This window comes from Caldifermentibacillus hisashii (genome assembly GCF_039654145.1).
In the GTDB taxonomy this organism is placed as follows: domain Bacteria; phylum Bacillota; class Bacilli; order Bacillales; family Caldibacillaceae; genus Caldifermentibacillus; species Caldifermentibacillus hisashii.
This window is the reverse complement of the sequence record NZ_CP155467.1, coordinates 2,924,998-2,940,931: the sequence shown is the minus strand read 5'-3', so window position 1 is coordinate 2,940,931 and position 15,934 is coordinate 2,924,998. Positions and strand designations below refer to the sequence as shown.

Sequence of the window (15,934 nt, the reverse complement as noted above, 5' to 3'; positions counted from 1 at the left end):
AGAGTGACATGAACAAACAAACAGAACGATAAATCTTAGCCCATTGGAGAACTAAATGAATATGGTTCGTAACACTATATAAATGATAATGACCCGATCTAGGGGATTAGAAAAGACTGTCCAGAAGTTAAGCAGTTCAATCAATGTGAAAAATACTCATGTAAAAAATAATAGCTATCGAACACGAATTAGCAATAAAACTAGCAGAAAAAACAACGCTTGGGCAATTTTCCAAGCGTTGTTATGTTCGAAACAGATATTATCTAAAGTGTTTTTCAATAATTAATTTCGCTCTATCATCAAGATTAGAAGGTAAGTGATTTGGTGAGAAGTATTTTAAATCAATACTTTCTCCATCAGTCATCGACAATTCACCATAAACTTCTTTGGCTAGGTAAACGCATATAACGTTATACACTTCATCACCATTAGGATACTTAAAGTAAAGCTCTTTTCCCGATAATACATCAATGAATTTAAATTTTCTTGCTTTTAACCCTGTTTCTTCAAGTAATTCCCGTTTGGCAGTTTCCTCCAAACTTTCGCCTAGTTCCATTGCCCCGCCTGGAAGTCCCCTACTTTGATTAATCTTGGATTGACTTTAAATGTTTCTACATAAAGTTCTACGGTTTTATCAATTGATGTTCCGAAAATCTCTGTAAATATAAGAGTGCTATTTTTATGTTTTATAAATTATCGTACTTTTAGATAAATATCTAATAATCATTATAATTAACATATTATACAAATATTTTAATGGGTGGTATAATTCTGAACAATGGACGATATCAAAATATTGTAAAGGTGGGTGTAAGTGAATGAAGGCGATTAAATCAATTGTTATTTGGGGTTTGATTTCTGCACTGGGGGCGGCAAGTTTTGGTATTTTAGCCTTAAACAGAGGGGAATCAATTAACTCCATCTGGTTGATCACCGCTGCGATTTGCGTTTATGCGATTGGCTATCGTTTTTACAGTAAATTTATGGCAAAACGGGTCTTTGAACTGGATGATAATCGCAAAACGCCTAGTGAAATTAATAATGATGGGAAGGACTTTGTACCGACAAACAAAGTTGTTTTGTTCGGCCATCACTTTGCAGCCATCGCCGGTGCAGGACCGCTTGTCGGACCTATATTAGCAGCACAAATGGGCTATCTCCCGGGAACCCTTTGGATCGTTGTAGGGGTTGTTCTGGCGGGAGCTGTTCAAGATTTTATTATTCTTTTTGCTTCGACTCGACGCAATGGGAAATCCCTTGGTGAAATGATTAAAGATGAAATGGGAAAAGTAACCGGAATTATTGCCATGGTTGGTATTTTAGGTATCATGATTATCTTGCTTGCCGTACTTGGCCTTGTTGTTGTTAAAGCGTTAGTCGGTAGTCCATGGGGATTATTTACGGTTGCCTCAACGATTCCGATTGCGATTTTAATGGGGATTTATATGCGATTCGTCAGACCGGGGCGAATTGGTGAAGCCACTGTATTAGGTATTATTCTTTTAATTTTATCACTTGTATTTGGTAGATATATCGGTCAACATCCGGAACTTTCGGCCATATTTAATTTGAGCGGAGAAACGATTGCCATTTTGATGATTATTTACGGATTCGTGGCAGCCGTTTTACCGGTTTGGTTACTGCTTGCTCCGCGGGATTATTTAAGTACATTTTTAAAAATTGGAACGATTGTCGGTTTGGCAATTGGAATTTTTATTGCCATGCCACATCTGCAAATGCCTGCCGTAACTGAATTTATCAACGGTACAGGTCCGGTTTTCTCAGGCAATTTATTCCCGTTTTTATTTATCACCATTGCCTGCGGTGCCGTATCCGGTTTCCATGCCTTAATTTCTTCCGGTACAACACCGAAAATGATTGAACGGGAATCTCATGCGCGTCCAATTGGTTATGGTGCCATGTTGACAGAATCATTCGTTGCGGTTATGGCGATGATTGCAGCTTGTGTACTGACACCGGGTATTTATTTTGCAATTAATAGCCCGGCTGCGGTTATTGGTACCGATGTGACGACCGCAGCAACAACAATCTCAGAGTGGGGTTACACCATTACACCGGATATGTTAACTGAAATTAGTAATCATATTGAAGAAGAATCCATTCTATCCCGTACAGGTGGTGCACCAACGTTTGCGATTGGAATGGCAACAATTTTCTCCCAAGTAATCGGCGGGAAAGCATTAATGGCATTCTGGTACCATTTTGCGATTTTATTTGAAGCATTGTTTATTTTGACCACAATTGATGCAGGGACACGGGTTTGCCGTTTTATGATTCAAGAAGTTATCGGTACGGTATATAAACCTTTCGCCAATACCGAAGCATGGTTACCGAATATTACTGCAACCGCATTGAGTGTAGCTGCTTGGGGATATTTCTTATATCAAGGAGTAGTTGACCCACTTGGCGGAATTAACACTCTATGGCCGCTATTCGGTATTTCAAACCAAATGCTCGCAGGTATTGCCTTAATCTTTGGTACAACGGTTCTCTTTAAAATGGGTAAGAAAAAATATACATGGGTTACACTGATCCCGACAGTTTTGTTACTTGTTGTTACATTGACAGCCGGTTGGCAAAAGCTTTTCCATTCGAATCCGGCAATCGGTTTTTTATCTCATGCAAACAAGTTTCAAGAGGCATATAATAACGGGGAAGTGTTAGCACCGGCGAAAGACTTAGGTGAAATGCGACAAATTTTGTTTAACGATTATATTGATGCAGCCCTTTGCGCCATCTTTATGCTTGTTGTTATTATGGTATTTATTTCTGCCATTCGGATTTGGATTAAAATATTGAAAAATCAAAAACTGGAACTTCATGAAAGTCCGTATATACCTAGAGAAAATATTAATGCGGGGGCATAACAAAATGGAATGGATTAAGAAAGTATTAAGATACCGGAAACAATTTTTTAGTTTGTTAGTCGGTGTTCCTTGTTACGAAACGTATGTCGAGCATATGGAAAAACATCATCCGGGTGAACCAATAAAGTCTCGGAAGGAATTTTTCTGCGAAGCCCAAGATGAGCGTTACAATGCAAAAGGTGGAAAAGTTTCGAGATGTTGTTAATTCTATAAAATAGCGAAAAATGCAAACAGCTCCATTCGAATGGTGGATGGGGCTGTTTGAATTATTAATAGAAGAATCAATACAAATCCGAAGTCTTTCGAAAAAACCAATCTTCAAAAATTAAAAGAAACCCTATTATATCTAGGGTTTTTGGTAGTGGAGCATAGCGGGTTCGAACCGCTGACCTCTTCGCTGCCAGCGAAGCGCTCTCCCAGCTGAGCTAATGCCCCATATTCTTTTTTTATAACGCTGACAAAAATTATTATATAACCAATAAAAATATTTTGCAAGGATATTTTTATCATCCAAGGATATTTTTATCATCAACTTCTAAAAATAAATAGTCATCAAACTGAAAGAGGGCGGGATTAAATTTTTGTAAGGATATTAAAAGAACTAGTTATAAATAAATAATCGGGGTTTGAAGGAATCGGCTAGCACTGGTCTTATGGAAAAAAGGAATCACAGTGCACAAAAAGCCCAGTTCTCATGAACAAAACATAACAAAAGTATTCATAAGAACGTTCAGGCTTTTAACGGATAGTTGGTAGTTTTAGTTTAGTTATCCACATTACCGAAGATAGGAGGCACAAATACATTTTTATGTGCTTTTTAAAGGGTAATAAGTTTAGCTCATCGGTTAACCTCATTTATTTATGACAGGAGTGCAAATACGTTTTCATAGGTATTTAACTCACCGCAAAAATCCGATTAATTTCTTTTTCTGCGTCCGCATCTGTCAAAAGCAAAATTGAATCATGCGGTTCAATGAACGTTTCTCCGCGGGGAATGATGACCTCCTCATCCCGTAAAACCGCAATCAAAACGCATTTCGGGGGTATCCCCAAATCTTTAATTGGTTTTGCAACTGCACTAGACCCTTCATGTACAGCGACTTTCGCAATTGAGTAGTTGCCGCGGTTTAACTTCATTAAAGTAGACAAATTTTCCATATCCATTTCATCGACGACCATATGGGCCATAATATTCGATTGATTAATCGCAACGTCGACGCCCATCGAATGCGTATAAAGCCACTCATTACGCGGATGGTTGACACGGGCGACAACACGGCGCACCCCAAATTCAAACTTTGCAATGGTGGAAGCGACAAGATTTACTTCATCACGACCGGTAACAGCCACCAAAACATCAGCTGACTTAATTCCAGCTTCCTCTAGCGTATTTGGGTCTGTTCCGCTTCCCCCAATAACTACCTCACTGGAAAAATCCTCAATTAACTTGTCGATCAAATGTTCACGTATTTCAATTATTTTTATTTGAATACCATTTTCTTCCAGGAGTTTTCCGACATAAGAACCAACTTGCCCGCCACCGATGATAATCACATTCATATTACTCACCCCTTATCTTAATCCGAGCATCGTTTTTAATTTATTTTTAGCAGTCATAACAACAGCGATATACAGAACATCATGCGCCTGTAAAATGGTTCCCGACACAGGGATGATAGATTGATTCCCCCTACTGATCGTCACAATCATAATTTCGCCCATACTCATCAGTTCTTTTACGGTATGACCGATGAGAAGTGGGGGAGTTTCTACCCGAATTATCTCCACCTGACCATTATCAGGGGACCATACAGTATCCAGTTGATTATAGCTTAATAATTCCGTAACTCTTTGAATTCCCCAGGAAACTGGAGAAATTGTTTGAATACCGAAACTTTGATAAATATCCGCTTTCCTTGGATCGTATAGTAAAGCAATCACTTGAGGAACCCGATATTGATTTTTTACAATCCGGGCCAATAGCGCATTTGTTTCATCATCATTCGTACAAGCAACAAGCGCATCCACTTGATCAATTCGTAAAGCTTCTAAAATCTTTCTATCAATTCCAAAACCGACAACTTTTACACCGGAAAAATCAGGAGGTAATTTTTTAAAAGCCTCTTTATCCTTATCAATGATCGTTACATCATGTCCCCTTAATTGAAGATTCATCGCCAAACTTGCTCCCATATGACCACAACCAACAATGATATCCCGCATTTTCCTTCACTCCATTTCTGTTCATTTATGAGTTTGCACTATTCTCCTCGAAATTGCTTTACGAATTTCTTCAATGGCTAAAATAATAGGCGGAATGCAGATTAAGAAAGTCCAGCTTTGTACCCCGATTGGCGCTGTACCAAAGACTTTTTGTAATAAAGGCACATGCATAATGACCAGTAACAAAATGACCTCAAGAATAATCCCTGCATTAATCGTTACATTTTTTAGAAAACCGATTTTAAATACGGATTCATTTTCTGTACGACAGTTCATAACCGCACCAATTTGGCAAAAAACAATTGCAGCCAGTGTCATTGTTGTAGCAGCAATATAAGTTGCGCTTCCTTCCTCAGCCAAATTTCCTAACGAAAAACCATTGATGGAATTGACAAAGAAATAGGCAGATAGAGAAACAATGGATTCTAAAATACCGTACCAAAAGAATGCTTTAATCAAAATGGTTCGATTTAATAAAGGTTCTTTCAAGTTTCTTGGTGGCTTGTTCATAATGCCGGCTTCCGGTTTTTCAGAGCCAAGACCAAGCGCCGGGATTAAATCGGTACCAAGATCAATAAATAAAATTTGCATGATGGTGAGCGGCAGTGGAATCGATCCTTTTGATAACAAAAACGCCATTGATGGTGCAGCTTCCGGGACATTACTGTTCAAAATATAAAGTAAAAATTTACGTATATTGTTGTAGGCAGCTCGTCCTTGTTCAACCGCATGGACAATGGAAGCAAAATTATCATCAGTCAAAATCATGTCGGCGGCTTCTTTGGCAACATCCGTTCCTGTGATTCCCATTGCTACACCAATATCGGCTTTTTTCAATGCCGGCGCATCATTAACACCATCACCGGTAACCGCAACGACTTCACCAAGTTGTTGGAGATTATCGACGACTCGATATTTTTGTTCCGGCGCAACCCGTGCAAAAATGACTTCATCCTTTAAGGCATTTTTCAGTTGGTCATCAGACATTCCTTCTAGTTCGAGTCCGGAAATAACGCGAGGGTGATCGCCTGTCACAATGCCGATCCGCTTTGCAATACTTTCGGCAGTGAGTCCATAGTCACCGGTTATCATAACAATGCGAATACCTGCTTGATGACATTTTTGCACAGCTTCTTTGACTTCCGGACGCGGAGGATCAGCCATGACAACTAATCCGATAAACGTCATTTTTTGTTCGATGATTTCGGGTGTATAAGCACTTAAAGATGTCGGGATATCTTGGTCGTCTAGACCTAAATATCGGACGGCAACAGCCAAAACCCGTAAACCTTGACGTGCATAGCTATCGTTTGCTGTCATAGCCTTTTTTTTCATATCATCGGTTATTGGCTGGATTTGACCGTTAATCAGAACATTTTCACAAAGCTCAATTAACTCTTTCGGTGCCCCTTTTGTGTAGGCAACCCGATTTTTTCCGTGAATCGGTTTATTTAATTGATGAATGGTCGTCATTCGTTTTCTTCTCGAGTCGAAGTGGAGTTCACGGATGCGCGGTTGTTCGTTTTGTATGTTTTCAAGTTTTAAACCCGCTTTTTCAGCAACGACGCCTAAACAGGCTTCGGTCGGGTCACCGAGTACAGTGTAGCGTGGATTTTTTTCATCGGGTGGCAAAATTCGCGCATTGCTGCAGAGGCTGGCAGCAGTCAAGAGAAGATTAACATCAGGATTCGTCTTGGATGTAATCTTATGGTCTCCGTCGATAATTTCCCCTTTTGGTGCATAGCCGGTTCCGGTGACTTCCAGCTCTTTATCCGGGAGCCAGAGATGGTTTACAGTCATCTCGTTTTGCGTTAATGTACCGGTTTTATCCGTACAAATGACTGTAGTACAGCCTAGTGTTTCGACAGAGGAGAGGTTTTTTACAAGTGCATTTTTCTTTACCATTCTTTGTACACCACGAGCTAAGGCAAGGGTGACTGTTGGCAAAAGTCCTTCCGGGATAAAAGCAACAATCATTCCTAATGCAAAGATGAACGACTCTGCTACAGGGTCTTTGACGAAGAAAACAGCAAGAACAAAGAAAATAAAACCGAATGTCAGTGCAATGATGGAGATTTGTTTAGTTAGTCGATTTAATTCTTTTTGCAGCGGGCTCTGTTCATCTGTGACGTTTTGGGTTAGCCCGGCAATTTTGCCAAGTTCAGTGTCCATCCCTGTTTTGAAAACGACCGCTTTTCCCGAACCGCTGGAGACAGTACTTCCCGTGAAAATAAGATTAGCTATTTCAAGATTCGTCAAATCATTTCGGTGAATAGCATCGGAAAATTTTCGCACCGGATTTGATTCTCCTGTTAGCGCAGATTGGTTCACTTGCAGATCACTTGCTTCAATAAGACGGGCATCAGCAGAAATTTTTTCGCCTTCTGTAATGAGCATCACATCACCGGGAACGAGCTCATCGGTCAAGATTTGTACTTCTTTCCCGTCACGGATCACTCTGGCATAGGAAGCGAGCATACTTTTTAATGCTTCTGTTGCTTTACTTGCCTTGTATTCTTGAATGAAGCTAAAAATTCCGTTAATAATATTGACGCACCAAACAGCGACTCCGAGTTCGGGCATTTTGGCAACGAAGGCAATACCGCCACTAATCCAGAGAAGAATTGCCATCATGCTGATAAAGTTTGATAAAAATTGTAAATATAGCGGTCTCCCTTGTTTTTCTTTAATTGTATTTTTACCGAATTGTTGTAAGCGTTCTTTGGCTTCTTCGGATGATAAACCGTCTTTATTTGTTTTTAATTGGTCGTAAACTTGTTTTGCGGCAACTCGATAAATGATTTGATCCATAGTTTTAAAATCATCTTCTGTAGCCATTTGACCTTCCCCCAATAATAAATTGAATATTGTAATCTTTTATACCTTGAGTGTACAATTTCACACGAATGACGTCTATAGTGTTTACAAAAATTTACAAAAAGTTCTTATTTTGAAGAGGAAGAAAGAAAAGGTTCGGAATTCGCCAGTCCAGGTAATTTTTAAATTTATAGGAAATTGAAGTATTTAATAGTAGGCGGCCGTTCAACAGTCCCCCTAGATTCGCCAGTCCATCCCCGTAATTCAACAGCAAAATCAAGAAATTCAACAGTAAAAGTGGAAAATTTCAACAAAAGAAATCGAGAATTCATCAGTAGTACCTGCTAATTCAACAGTAAAAAAGAGTAAATCACCAACAGGGTACGTGTATTCACCAGTTCCCCCGCATATTCAACAGTAAAATCGAAAAATTCGCCAGTCCTGCTAGAATACCGGAAATTCCGCAAAAAATCCCAACTGAATTGACAAAATTTCGCGTCGGTTTTCTATTGACCATCCCCCGTTTCATTGATAATATGACTATATTCATTAGAAAATTTAAGCGATGAATTTTGTGGGTAACACTACAAAAGGAGCAGCTTCTGGAGAGACCGGGTATCCCGGTGCCGACGGATTCACAATCTCAGGCAAAAGGACAGAAGAGTAACAATCTGTTTCTATGTTATTCTGTCTTGAGATTGGAAATATCCAATCTTATTTTTTATAAACATGAGGTGACAAAAATGGAGAAAAAACGCGCAGTAGTCAGTGTTATTGGAAAAGATCAGATCGGAATTATTGCCAATGTTACGACGATCCTTTCCAATCATAAAATTAACATACTGGATATTAGCCAAACCATCCTTCAAGGGTTTTTTACAATGATGATGATTGTCGATATGACGGGAGCTAATTTGGAGGACTTGCAAAAAGAGATGGATGAACTTGCAGAAAAACTAAATCTAAAAATCAATATCCAACTGGAAGATATTTTCCAAGCTATGCATCGAATTTAATTGATTGTTGTAAAGGAGTCCACAAAAATGAGTATTACATATAATGAAATGATGGAAACAATTCGCATGGTTCAATTGGAAAATCTTGATATTCGAACAGTCACAATGGGCATCAGTCTGAAAAATTGCGCTGATTCCGATTTTTCTAAAATGAATCAACGAATCTATAATAAAATCACTACCCATGCACAGCATTTGAAAAAAACTGCTGAGGAAGTAGAGAAAGAGTATGGTATCCCAATCATTAACAAGCGAATCTCGATTACACCGATTGCGGAAATTTTAGGTGATGCGACAAAGGAACAAGCAATTGAAATAGCCAAAACACTTGATAATGCAGCGAAAGAATTGGGTATCGATTTTATCGGTGGTTTTTCCGCACTTGTCCATAAAGGAATGACTAAAGCAGATCAAACATTAATTGAAGCGATTCCGGAAAGTTTAAGTGTCACCGAACGAGTTTGCGCCTCCGTTTCAATCGGTACAACCAAATCCGGTATCAATATGGATGCTGTTCGGAAAATGGGGGAGGTTATCAAAGAAGCAGCGGAAAGGACAAAGGGTCAAAATGGACTTGCTTGTGCAAAATTGGTTGTTTTTTGTAATCCGGTTGAAGACAATCCATTTATGGCAGGCGCATTTCATGGGACCGGAGAAGGGGAAGTCGTTTTAAATGTTGGGGTTAGTGGACCGGGAGTTGTGTTGAATGCATTAAAGCGGCACCCGGAAGCTGATTTAGGTGAAGTATCTGAAGTCATAAAAAAGACTGCTTTTAAAATTACTCGAGCCGGTGAGTTTATTGGTCGTGTGGTTGCTAAGCGTCTCGGTGTTCCGTTTGGGATTATGGATCTATCACTGGCACCAACCAATGCGATGAATGACAGTGTGGCCGAAATTTTAGAGGAAATGGGGCTCGAACGGGTTGGGACACATGGAACAATTGCCGCTTTAGCTCTAATGAACGATGCCGTGAAAAAAGGTGGAACAATGGCGAGCTCTTATGTCGGCGGCTTGAGTGGGGCGTTTATCCCGGTTAGTGAAGATAACGGAATGATTCGCGGAGTCGTGGACAATGCGCTCAGTCTATCAAAATTGGAAGCGATGACTTGTGTTTGTTCGGTGGGGCTTGATATGATTGCTGTTCCCGGGAATGTTCCGGTTACAACAATATCCGCAATTATTGCCGACGAAGCAGCCATTGGAATGATTAATAAGAAAACAACTGCAGTCCGAATTATTCCGGTTCCTGGTAAAAGAGAGGGGGACATGATTGAGTTCGGCGGTTTACTTGGTCGCGCCCCGGTCATGGCGGTAAACGGGTATGGTTCGGAAAAGTTTATTCGGCGTGGTGGAAGAATTCCCGCACCGATTCAAGCGTTGACGAACTAAGTCTATAAAAAATGACGTATGGACAAATCATACGTCATTTTTTATTAGGTTTTTTCCTTTTCTTAACGATTCAACAATGAAAAATTGATACAGGTAATTAAAAATCGCTATAACAAAACATAGGTAAAAAAGTTGTTTACGGGACATTCTTACCATTTTGTAGATTCGTAATTTTTCTGCGATGGTTGTTAACGGATAAGCAAATAAGAAGTCTGCAAAAATATTGGTTAATAAATATACCCAGAATTTTTTATATGTAAGCTTGAAAATCCACAAGTTCACAATAATAAAAGGACCAAATACAAAGGATATATCTGTCGCTAACTTTGGAAAAATGGGAGTTCTCACTTTCCACCATTTTAACGCCCTAGATAATTCACTAATTAAGGCAATAACTAAGTTACTAAATACAATTGTAGGGAAATATCGAATAAATGATTCTTTACCAAGCTTTTTCACCGTTAACCAAGGAATAAATAATATTGCATACATTTTCCATTTTGCTTTCATAAATATGCCTCCTAGGTGTAGAACGATAATTTTAGGTGTCAATAAGTGTCCAATATGTTCAAACATTAATATTCTATCCTTTAAAAAACCTTGCTATCCATTTTATAGTAATAAAGAAAACTCGGCGATTGCCGAGCCTTTAGGCAACCAAGAGCCGTAGTCAGCGAAAATACATTTTCGCTTGCGAGGTAATGCTACCGAAGCTTCTCTAGTCACCGAAAAAATATAAAATTTTTTCGGCTGCGATGTATTCCCGCGAAGATTTCCTTGTTCACCGAAAAAATATAAAATTTTTTCGGCTGCGATGTATTCCCACGAAGATTTCCTTGTGCACTTATGCGTTAGGAAAGTAGAAATTGAAAAATTTATACTTTCCTATTAGCTAACAAAAAACTCACCAATATTCTGGCGAGTTTTCAACGTAATGTAAGCTAATTTTGTTTAAAAACAGAATGAAAAAGGAACAATCTGAAATCGAATATTTTTAATCAGGATACTCTCTTTTATGAATTCATCGCGATACTTTCACTGCCGACATGATTCATGGCGGCGAGCTTTTGAATATGCGACATTTCATCAAGATCGATATTTCCTCCACTAACAATCAGTCCACAATGTTTCGATTTAAAATGATGATGATAGGCGAATAAGGCGGCAATGGATGCGGCACCTGCTCCTTCAATTAACGTTTTACCCCGTTCCAACATATAAAGGATGCTGGCAGCAATTTGTTCATCCGTTACGGTCACCACATCATCTACATATTTCATTATAATCGGCAATGTACTTTTTCCCGGTTGTTTTACGGCGATCCCTTCTGCAATCGTTGAGACGCGGTCCCAATTTGTAGGTTTTTTCTTTTGAAAACTGTCATAGACCGGAGCAGCTCCATTCGCTTGAACCCCAATCACCTTAATATGGGGATTGATTGTTTTTACTGCTACTGCGATACCACTGATCAATCCACCGCCACCAATAGGAACGAAGATTGTATCAATTCTATCCTCTTGTCTTAGTAACTCAAGTGCAATTGTCCCTTGACCGGCCATGACATCATAGTCATCAAAAGGATGAATATAGGCTGCACCGGTTTCCTTTTGCAACTCAAGGGAAGCCTCATATGCTTCTTGGAAACTTTCACCCGTTAAAACTACTTTTGCGCCATAGTTTCGCGTCGCATCAATCTTAGCATGCGGAGTGTGTACCGGCATAAAGATTGTTGCCGTTGTTCCTGCTTTCTTGGCTGCATGAGCTACTCCTTGAGCATGATTGCCGGCAGAAGCGGTAATGACCCCTTTCATAAGCTCCTCCCGTTTTAATTGCATAATTTTGTAGGTGGCACCCCGTATTTTAAATGCACCTGTTTTTTGTTGGTTTTCCATTTTAAAATATACCTTTTTCCCAACAATCCGATTGGTTGTTTCCGAAGTAAATATTGGTGTGCGGTGAACGAACGGAGATAAGGCGTTCATCGCAGAATAAATTTTCTTTTCAGTTAAAAAACAATCCCCAATTTCTTCACACTCCCTTATAAAAAAACATAACGACGTTTTGCGCGGGACTATCAGTTTCAAAATCTATTAAATCTGTTCCCTAATCAAATATGAATAATAAGTTAACAGACTGATTTTTATTAACTCATAGCCCCGCTTTTCATTTTACTTAGTTACAGCCACTTTTTTTGTTTCTTGATCTTTTACAGACTGTTTAATAAACGGCATTAATGCACGTAGCTCTTGACCAACTTTTTCAATTGGGTGGTTCAACTCTTGTGCGTTAATCGCATTGAATTGTGGACGATTGACTTGGTTTTCCAAAATCCAACTCTTTGCAAAAGCACCGGATTGAATATCAGCTAAAATTTCCTTCATCCGTTCTTTTGTTTCGGCGGTAACTACACGCGGTCCGGATACAAAATCGCCCCATTGTGCGGTGTCTGAAATGGAATACCGCATATTGGATAGGCCACCTTCATACAATAAATCCACAATCAATTTCATTTCGTGTAAACATTCGAAATAGGCGGCTTCCGGTTGATATCCTGCTTCCACCAGTACTTCAAAACCGGTTTTAATCAAGCTTGTGAGACCACCACAAAGGACGGCTTGCTCACCAAAGAGATCGGTTTCGGTTTCTTCCTTGAATGTCGTTTCCAACACACCGGCACGGGCAGCACCGATTCCTTTCGCATAGCTTAATGCTAAATCTTTTGCCTGACCGGTAGCATCTTGGTACACCGCGTAAAGAGCTGGAACACCGGCACCTTCCTCATACGTTCTGCGGACAAGATGTCCCGGGCCTTTTGGTGCAACCATGAATACATCAACATCATCAGTGGGTACGATTTGACCAAAATGAATGTTGAAACCATGTGCAAAAGCAATGGCTGCTCCTGATTTTAGGTTAGGTTTAATACTTTCTTTGTATACTTTTGCTTGGGTTTCATCCGGCATTAAAATCATGACAACATCTGCAACACTTACCGCATCAGCAACAGGCAACACCGTAAAGCCGTCTTCCCTGGCACGTGCGGCAGATTTTCCTTCACGTAACCCAATCACAACTTCATAACCGCTGTCACGCAAATTTTGTGCATGGGCATGGCCTTGTGAGCCATAGCCGACGACGGCAACTTTTTTTCCTGTTAGTACGTCTCTTTGGATATCTTCATCATGTAAAACTTTTACCATAATTATTCCCTCCAAAAATTAGTTATATTTTTCCAGTTTTTAGTGATAGACAGAAAGTAAATTCATCAAAACTTATCCAAGCTCTACTTTCGAAATTTGCTTTTCTTTAGATAGAAGTAAATTCACCAAAAGCAATGCGAGCTATACGTTCGAAATGGGCATTTGCTTTTCTTTAGATAGAAAGTGAATTCATCTCTGTTACTTGCGGTTGATTTCCCCGTAAAAATGCGGTGATGCCTGTTCTTGTCAATTCTTTAATTCCATAGGACTTCAATAATTCAATTAAAGCGTCAATTTTATCCGGTTTCCCTGTTACTTGAATAATCAAACTGTCTTTACTCACATCAATAATTGAGGCACGGAAAGGTGCAATGACACTTTGAATTTCTGCATGTTGCTGACGAGAGCCTGCGACGCGAATTAAAGCCAATTCACGAACAACATGAGCCTTTTCGGTAATGTCGGTTACTTTAATAACATCAATTTGTTTATTTAATTGTTTTGTTAACTGTTCGAATTTCAGCGGGTCGGCCACATCGATAACAAAGGTCATTTTTGAAATACCGTCTTTTTCTGAGCCGCCTACCGTAATACTTTCAATATTAAATTGGCGTTTTGTCAACATTCCGGTAATTCGATTAAGAACACCGCTTCGGTTTTGGACGGTTGCTGTAATAATCCGTCTCATTTTGTCACCCCCACCATTTGATGTAGGCCGGCTCCCGGTGCAACCATCGGATACACACACTCATTTTGAGGGACTCTACAGTCAATGAGAACCGGTCCGTTATAATGAATGGCTTTTTCCAATAGCTGAACGGCATTTTCGTGATTATCAATAACTACGCCCTTGATATCATAACTTTCAGCAAGTTTAATAAAGTCCGGGTTAAATGTAAGTATAGATTCTGAGTATCTTTCTTCATAAAAAATTTCTTGCCACTGTCTAACCATTCCGAGCGCAGCATTGTTAACAATAATAACTTTAACTGGAAGGTTTCTTTCCCTTATAACAGCAAGCTCTTGACAGGTCATTTGAAAACCGGCATCACCGACGATCGCAATAACGAGTTCGTCCGGTCTTGCAATTTGTGCCCCAATCGCAGCCGGAAGACCGAATCCCATTGTACCGAGACCTCCTGAAGTTACCCAACAATTTGGTTTATTAAAATGAAAGTATTGAGCTGCCCACATTTGGTGTTGACCGACATCTGTTGTCACAATAGCCTCGCCATTAGTAATTTTGTATATTTGTTCAATAAACCATTGAGGTGACACGAATTCTTTTGGCTTTTCATACCATAACGGTTTTTCAGTTTTATAGACAGCTAGTTTCTGATTCCATTCATTATGCGATGAAACCTCAAGCTCACATTTTAACAGTGCTTTTAGTGCTTCTTTGGCATCACACACGATCGGGATATGGGTTTCGACATTTTTACTTATTTCGGCAGGATCAATGTCAATATGTGCAACTTTGGCATGAGGCGCAAAATAATTCAAATTCCCGGTGAGCCGATCATCAAAACGTGCGCCAAAATTAATTAATAAATCACATTCAGATATGGCCATGTTTGCAGCATAAGTTCCATGCATACCGGCCATGCCAAGGAACAGTTCATGATCACCGGGAAAGCTTCCCAATCCAAGTAATGTATTAGTGATAGGCAATTGGTATTTTTCAGTAAATTGTTTCAGCTCTTCTGTCGCATTGGCAAACAATACTCCGGCACCTGCCAATACAAGCGGTCTTTTGGCTGTTTTGAGCGCTTCAACTAATTTTGTAATTTGCAGTGGATTCGGCATAAAATTTGGTTGATAACCGGGCAGATTGATTTCAGAAACGTACGTATAGTTGCCACTAACATACCTCGTTGCGATATTTTTAGGAATATCGATAACAACCGGACCGGGTCTTCCTGTTGATGCAATATGAAAAGCTTCCCTAACGATTGACGGTAAATCTTCCAAATCGTTCACTTGATAATTATATTTTGTAATCGGTGTTGTAATTCCAATAACATCTGCTTCTTGAAATGCGTCAGTACCAATTACATTTTTTGCAACTTGACCTGTAAAAATAACAAGCGGGATTGAGTCGATCATGGCATCGGTAATTCCTGTTACTAAGTTGGTCGCACCAGGGCCGGATGTAGCAAACACAACTCCTGGTTTTCCTGTAACCCGGGCATATCCTTCCGCCGCATGAATGGCTCCTTGCTCATGTCTCGTTAAAATGTGTTTGAAAGGTGCTTTTTTACGATAAAAAGCATCGTAAATAGGTAATACCGCCCCCCCAGGGTACCCAAAAATCGTATCCACTTTTTCATTGATCAGTGTATCGACTAAAAGGTCAGCACCAGTTATTTGGTCAACTTGCATATCCTCTTCATTCTTTACC

At 39.6% G+C, this 15,934-nt stretch carries 13 protein-coding genes, 1 tRNA gene and 1 riboswitch; of the genes, 4 read left to right on the top strand and 10 right to left on the bottom strand.

Features of this window, described 5'->3' with window-relative positions; genetic code table 11:
* Positions 1 to 259 precede the first annotated feature (259 nt).
* On the bottom strand, positions 260 to 589 hold the full coding sequence (locus NSQ14_RS14315; protein ID WP_268875748.1) for an NUDIX hydrolase: 330 nt from the start codon (positions 587 to 589) through the stop codon (positions 260 to 262).
* A gap of 229 nt (positions 590 to 818) precedes the next feature.
* Here NSQ14_RS14315 and NSQ14_RS14310 point away from each other — a divergent pair, with 229 nt between their 5' ends.
* On the top strand, positions 819 to 2,888 hold the full coding sequence (locus NSQ14_RS14310) for a carbon starvation CstA family protein (protein WP_343126861.1): 2,070 nt from the start codon (positions 819 to 821) through the stop codon (positions 2,886 to 2,888).
* Between the two features lie 4 nt (positions 2,889 to 2,892).
* Complete coding sequence (locus tag NSQ14_RS14305) at positions 2,893 to 3,093, top strand: YbdD/YjiX family protein (protein ID WP_034771975.1); 201 nt, start codon at positions 2,893 to 2,895, stop codon at positions 3,091 to 3,093.
* 157 nt (positions 3,094 to 3,250) lie between these two features.
* Here the strand turns inward: NSQ14_RS14305 and NSQ14_RS14300 are convergent.
* From NSQ14_RS14300 to NSQ14_RS14285, 4 genes are all read right to left on the bottom strand, one after another.
* Positions 3,251 to 3,323 (bottom strand) — tRNA-Ala (locus NSQ14_RS14300).
* Positions 3,324 to 3,782: 459 nt separating this feature from the next.
* Complete coding sequence (locus tag NSQ14_RS14295) at positions 3,783 to 4,448, bottom strand: NAD-binding protein (RefSeq protein ID WP_095141648.1); 666 nt, start codon at positions 4,446 to 4,448, stop codon at positions 3,783 to 3,785.
* Between the two features lie 12 nt (positions 4,449 to 4,460).
* Positions 4,461 to 5,111, bottom strand: a complete 651-nt coding sequence (locus NSQ14_RS14290; RefSeq protein WP_034771971.1) for a potassium channel family protein — start codon at positions 5,109 to 5,111, stop codon at positions 4,461 to 4,463.
* Positions 5,112 to 5,132: 21 nt separating this feature from the next.
* Positions 5,133 to 7,949 (bottom strand): cation-transporting P-type ATPase, encoded by a 2,817-nt coding sequence (locus NSQ14_RS14285; RefSeq protein WP_346216509.1) that lies wholly within the window; start codon positions 7,947 to 7,949, stop codon positions 5,133 to 5,135.
* A 571-nt stretch (positions 7,950 to 8,520) separates the two neighbouring features.
* Positions 8,521 to 8,597: riboswitch (glycine riboswitch) on the top strand.
* Between the two features lie 74 nt (positions 8,598 to 8,671).
* Between NSQ14_RS14285 and NSQ14_RS14280 the strand changes: the two genes are divergently transcribed.
* Positions 8,672 to 8,944, top strand: a complete 273-nt coding sequence (locus NSQ14_RS14280; RefSeq protein WP_034771967.1) for an ACT domain-containing protein — start codon at positions 8,672 to 8,674, stop codon at positions 8,942 to 8,944.
* A gap of 27 nt (positions 8,945 to 8,971) precedes the next feature.
* Positions 8,972 to 10,333 carry a PFL family protein gene (locus NSQ14_RS14275; protein WP_346216508.1) on the top strand — a complete coding sequence of 454 codons (1,362 nt, stop codon included), beginning with the start codon at positions 8,972 to 8,974 and terminating at the stop codon, positions 10,331 to 10,333.
* A 27-nt stretch (positions 10,334 to 10,360) separates the two neighbouring features.
* Here NSQ14_RS14275 and NSQ14_RS14270 read toward each other — a convergent pair whose 3' ends face one another.
* The 5 genes from NSQ14_RS14270 to ilvB all read right to left on the bottom strand — a co-directional run bounded on the left by NSQ14_RS14270 (position 10,361) and on the right by ilvB (position 15,915).
* A complete protein-coding gene (locus tag NSQ14_RS14270) occupies positions 10,361 to 10,843 on the bottom strand; it encodes a hypothetical protein (protein ID WP_346216507.1) in 483 nt (160 codons plus the stop codon).
* A 503-nt stretch (positions 10,844 to 11,346) separates the two neighbouring features.
* Positions 11,347 to 12,315, bottom strand: coding sequence for a threonine ammonia-lyase (gene ilvA / locus NSQ14_RS14265; protein ID WP_346216506.1), 969 nt, complete (start codon positions 12,313 to 12,315; stop codon positions 11,347 to 11,349).
* Positions 12,316 to 12,501: 186 nt separating this feature from the next.
* Positions 12,502 to 13,533 carry a ketol-acid reductoisomerase gene (ilvC, locus tag NSQ14_RS14260; RefSeq protein WP_346216505.1) on the bottom strand — a complete coding sequence of 344 codons (1,032 nt, stop codon included), beginning with the start codon at positions 13,531 to 13,533 and terminating at the stop codon, positions 12,502 to 12,504.
* A gap of 172 nt (positions 13,534 to 13,705) precedes the next feature.
* On the bottom strand, positions 13,706 to 14,221 hold the full coding sequence (gene ilvN, locus NSQ14_RS14255) for an acetolactate synthase small subunit (RefSeq protein ID WP_034771961.1): 516 nt from the start codon (positions 14,219 to 14,221) through the stop codon (positions 13,706 to 13,708).
* The gene (gene ilvB, locus NSQ14_RS14250; protein WP_346207314.1) at positions 14,218 to 15,915 is read right to left on the bottom strand and encodes an acetolactate synthase large subunit; all 1,698 of its coding nucleotides are present in this window, start codon (positions 15,913 to 15,915) and stop codon (positions 14,218 to 14,220) included. The genes ilvN and ilvB overlap by 4 nt, the downstream gene beginning before the upstream one ends.
* Positions 15,916 to 15,934 lie beyond the last annotated feature (19 nt).

What these genes read in the sequence shown, in the direction of transcription:
- NSQ14_RS14310 (WP_343126861.1), top strand. Translation starts at nt 819, where the DNA reads ATGAAGGCGATTAAATCAATTGTTATTTGGGGTTTGATTTCTGCACTG.
- NSQ14_RS14305 (WP_034771975.1), top strand. Translation starts at nt 2,893, where the DNA reads ATGGAATGGATTAAGAAAGTATTAAGATACCGGAAACAATTTTTTAGT.
- NSQ14_RS14295 (WP_095141648.1), bottom strand. Translation starts at nt 4,448, where the DNA reads ATGAATGTGATTATCATCGGTGGCGGGCAAGTTGGTTCTTATGTCGGA.
- NSQ14_RS14290 (WP_034771971.1), bottom strand. Translation starts at nt 5,111, where the DNA reads ATGCGGGATATCATTGTTGGTTGTGGTCATATGGGAGCAAGTTTGGCG.
- NSQ14_RS14285 (WP_346216509.1), bottom strand. Translation starts at nt 7,949, where the DNA reads ATGGCTACAGAAGATGATTTTAAAACTATGGATCAAATCATTTATCGA.
- NSQ14_RS14280 (WP_034771967.1), top strand. Translation starts at nt 8,672, where the DNA reads ATGGAGAAAAAACGCGCAGTAGTCAGTGTTATTGGAAAAGATCAGATC.
- NSQ14_RS14275 (WP_346216508.1), top strand. Translation starts at nt 8,972, where the DNA reads ATGAGTATTACATATAATGAAATGATGGAAACAATTCGCATGGTTCAA.
- NSQ14_RS14270 (WP_346216507.1), bottom strand. Translation starts at nt 10,843, where the DNA reads ATGAAAGCAAAATGGAAAATGTATGCAATATTATTTATTCCTTGGTTA.
- ilvA (WP_346216506.1), bottom strand. Translation starts at nt 12,315, where the DNA reads ATGAACGCCTTATCTCCGTTCGTTCACCGCACACCAATATTTACTTCG.
- ilvC (WP_346216505.1), bottom strand. Translation starts at nt 13,533, where the DNA reads ATGGTAAAAGTTTTACATGATGAAGATATCCAAAGAGACGTACTAACA.
- ilvN (WP_034771961.1), bottom strand. Translation starts at nt 14,221, where the DNA reads ATGAGACGGATTATTACAGCAACCGTCCAAAACCGAAGCGGTGTTCTT.
- ilvB (WP_346207314.1), bottom strand. Translation starts at nt 15,915, where the DNA reads ATGCAAGTTGACCAAATAACTGGTGCTGACCTTTTAGTCGATACACTG.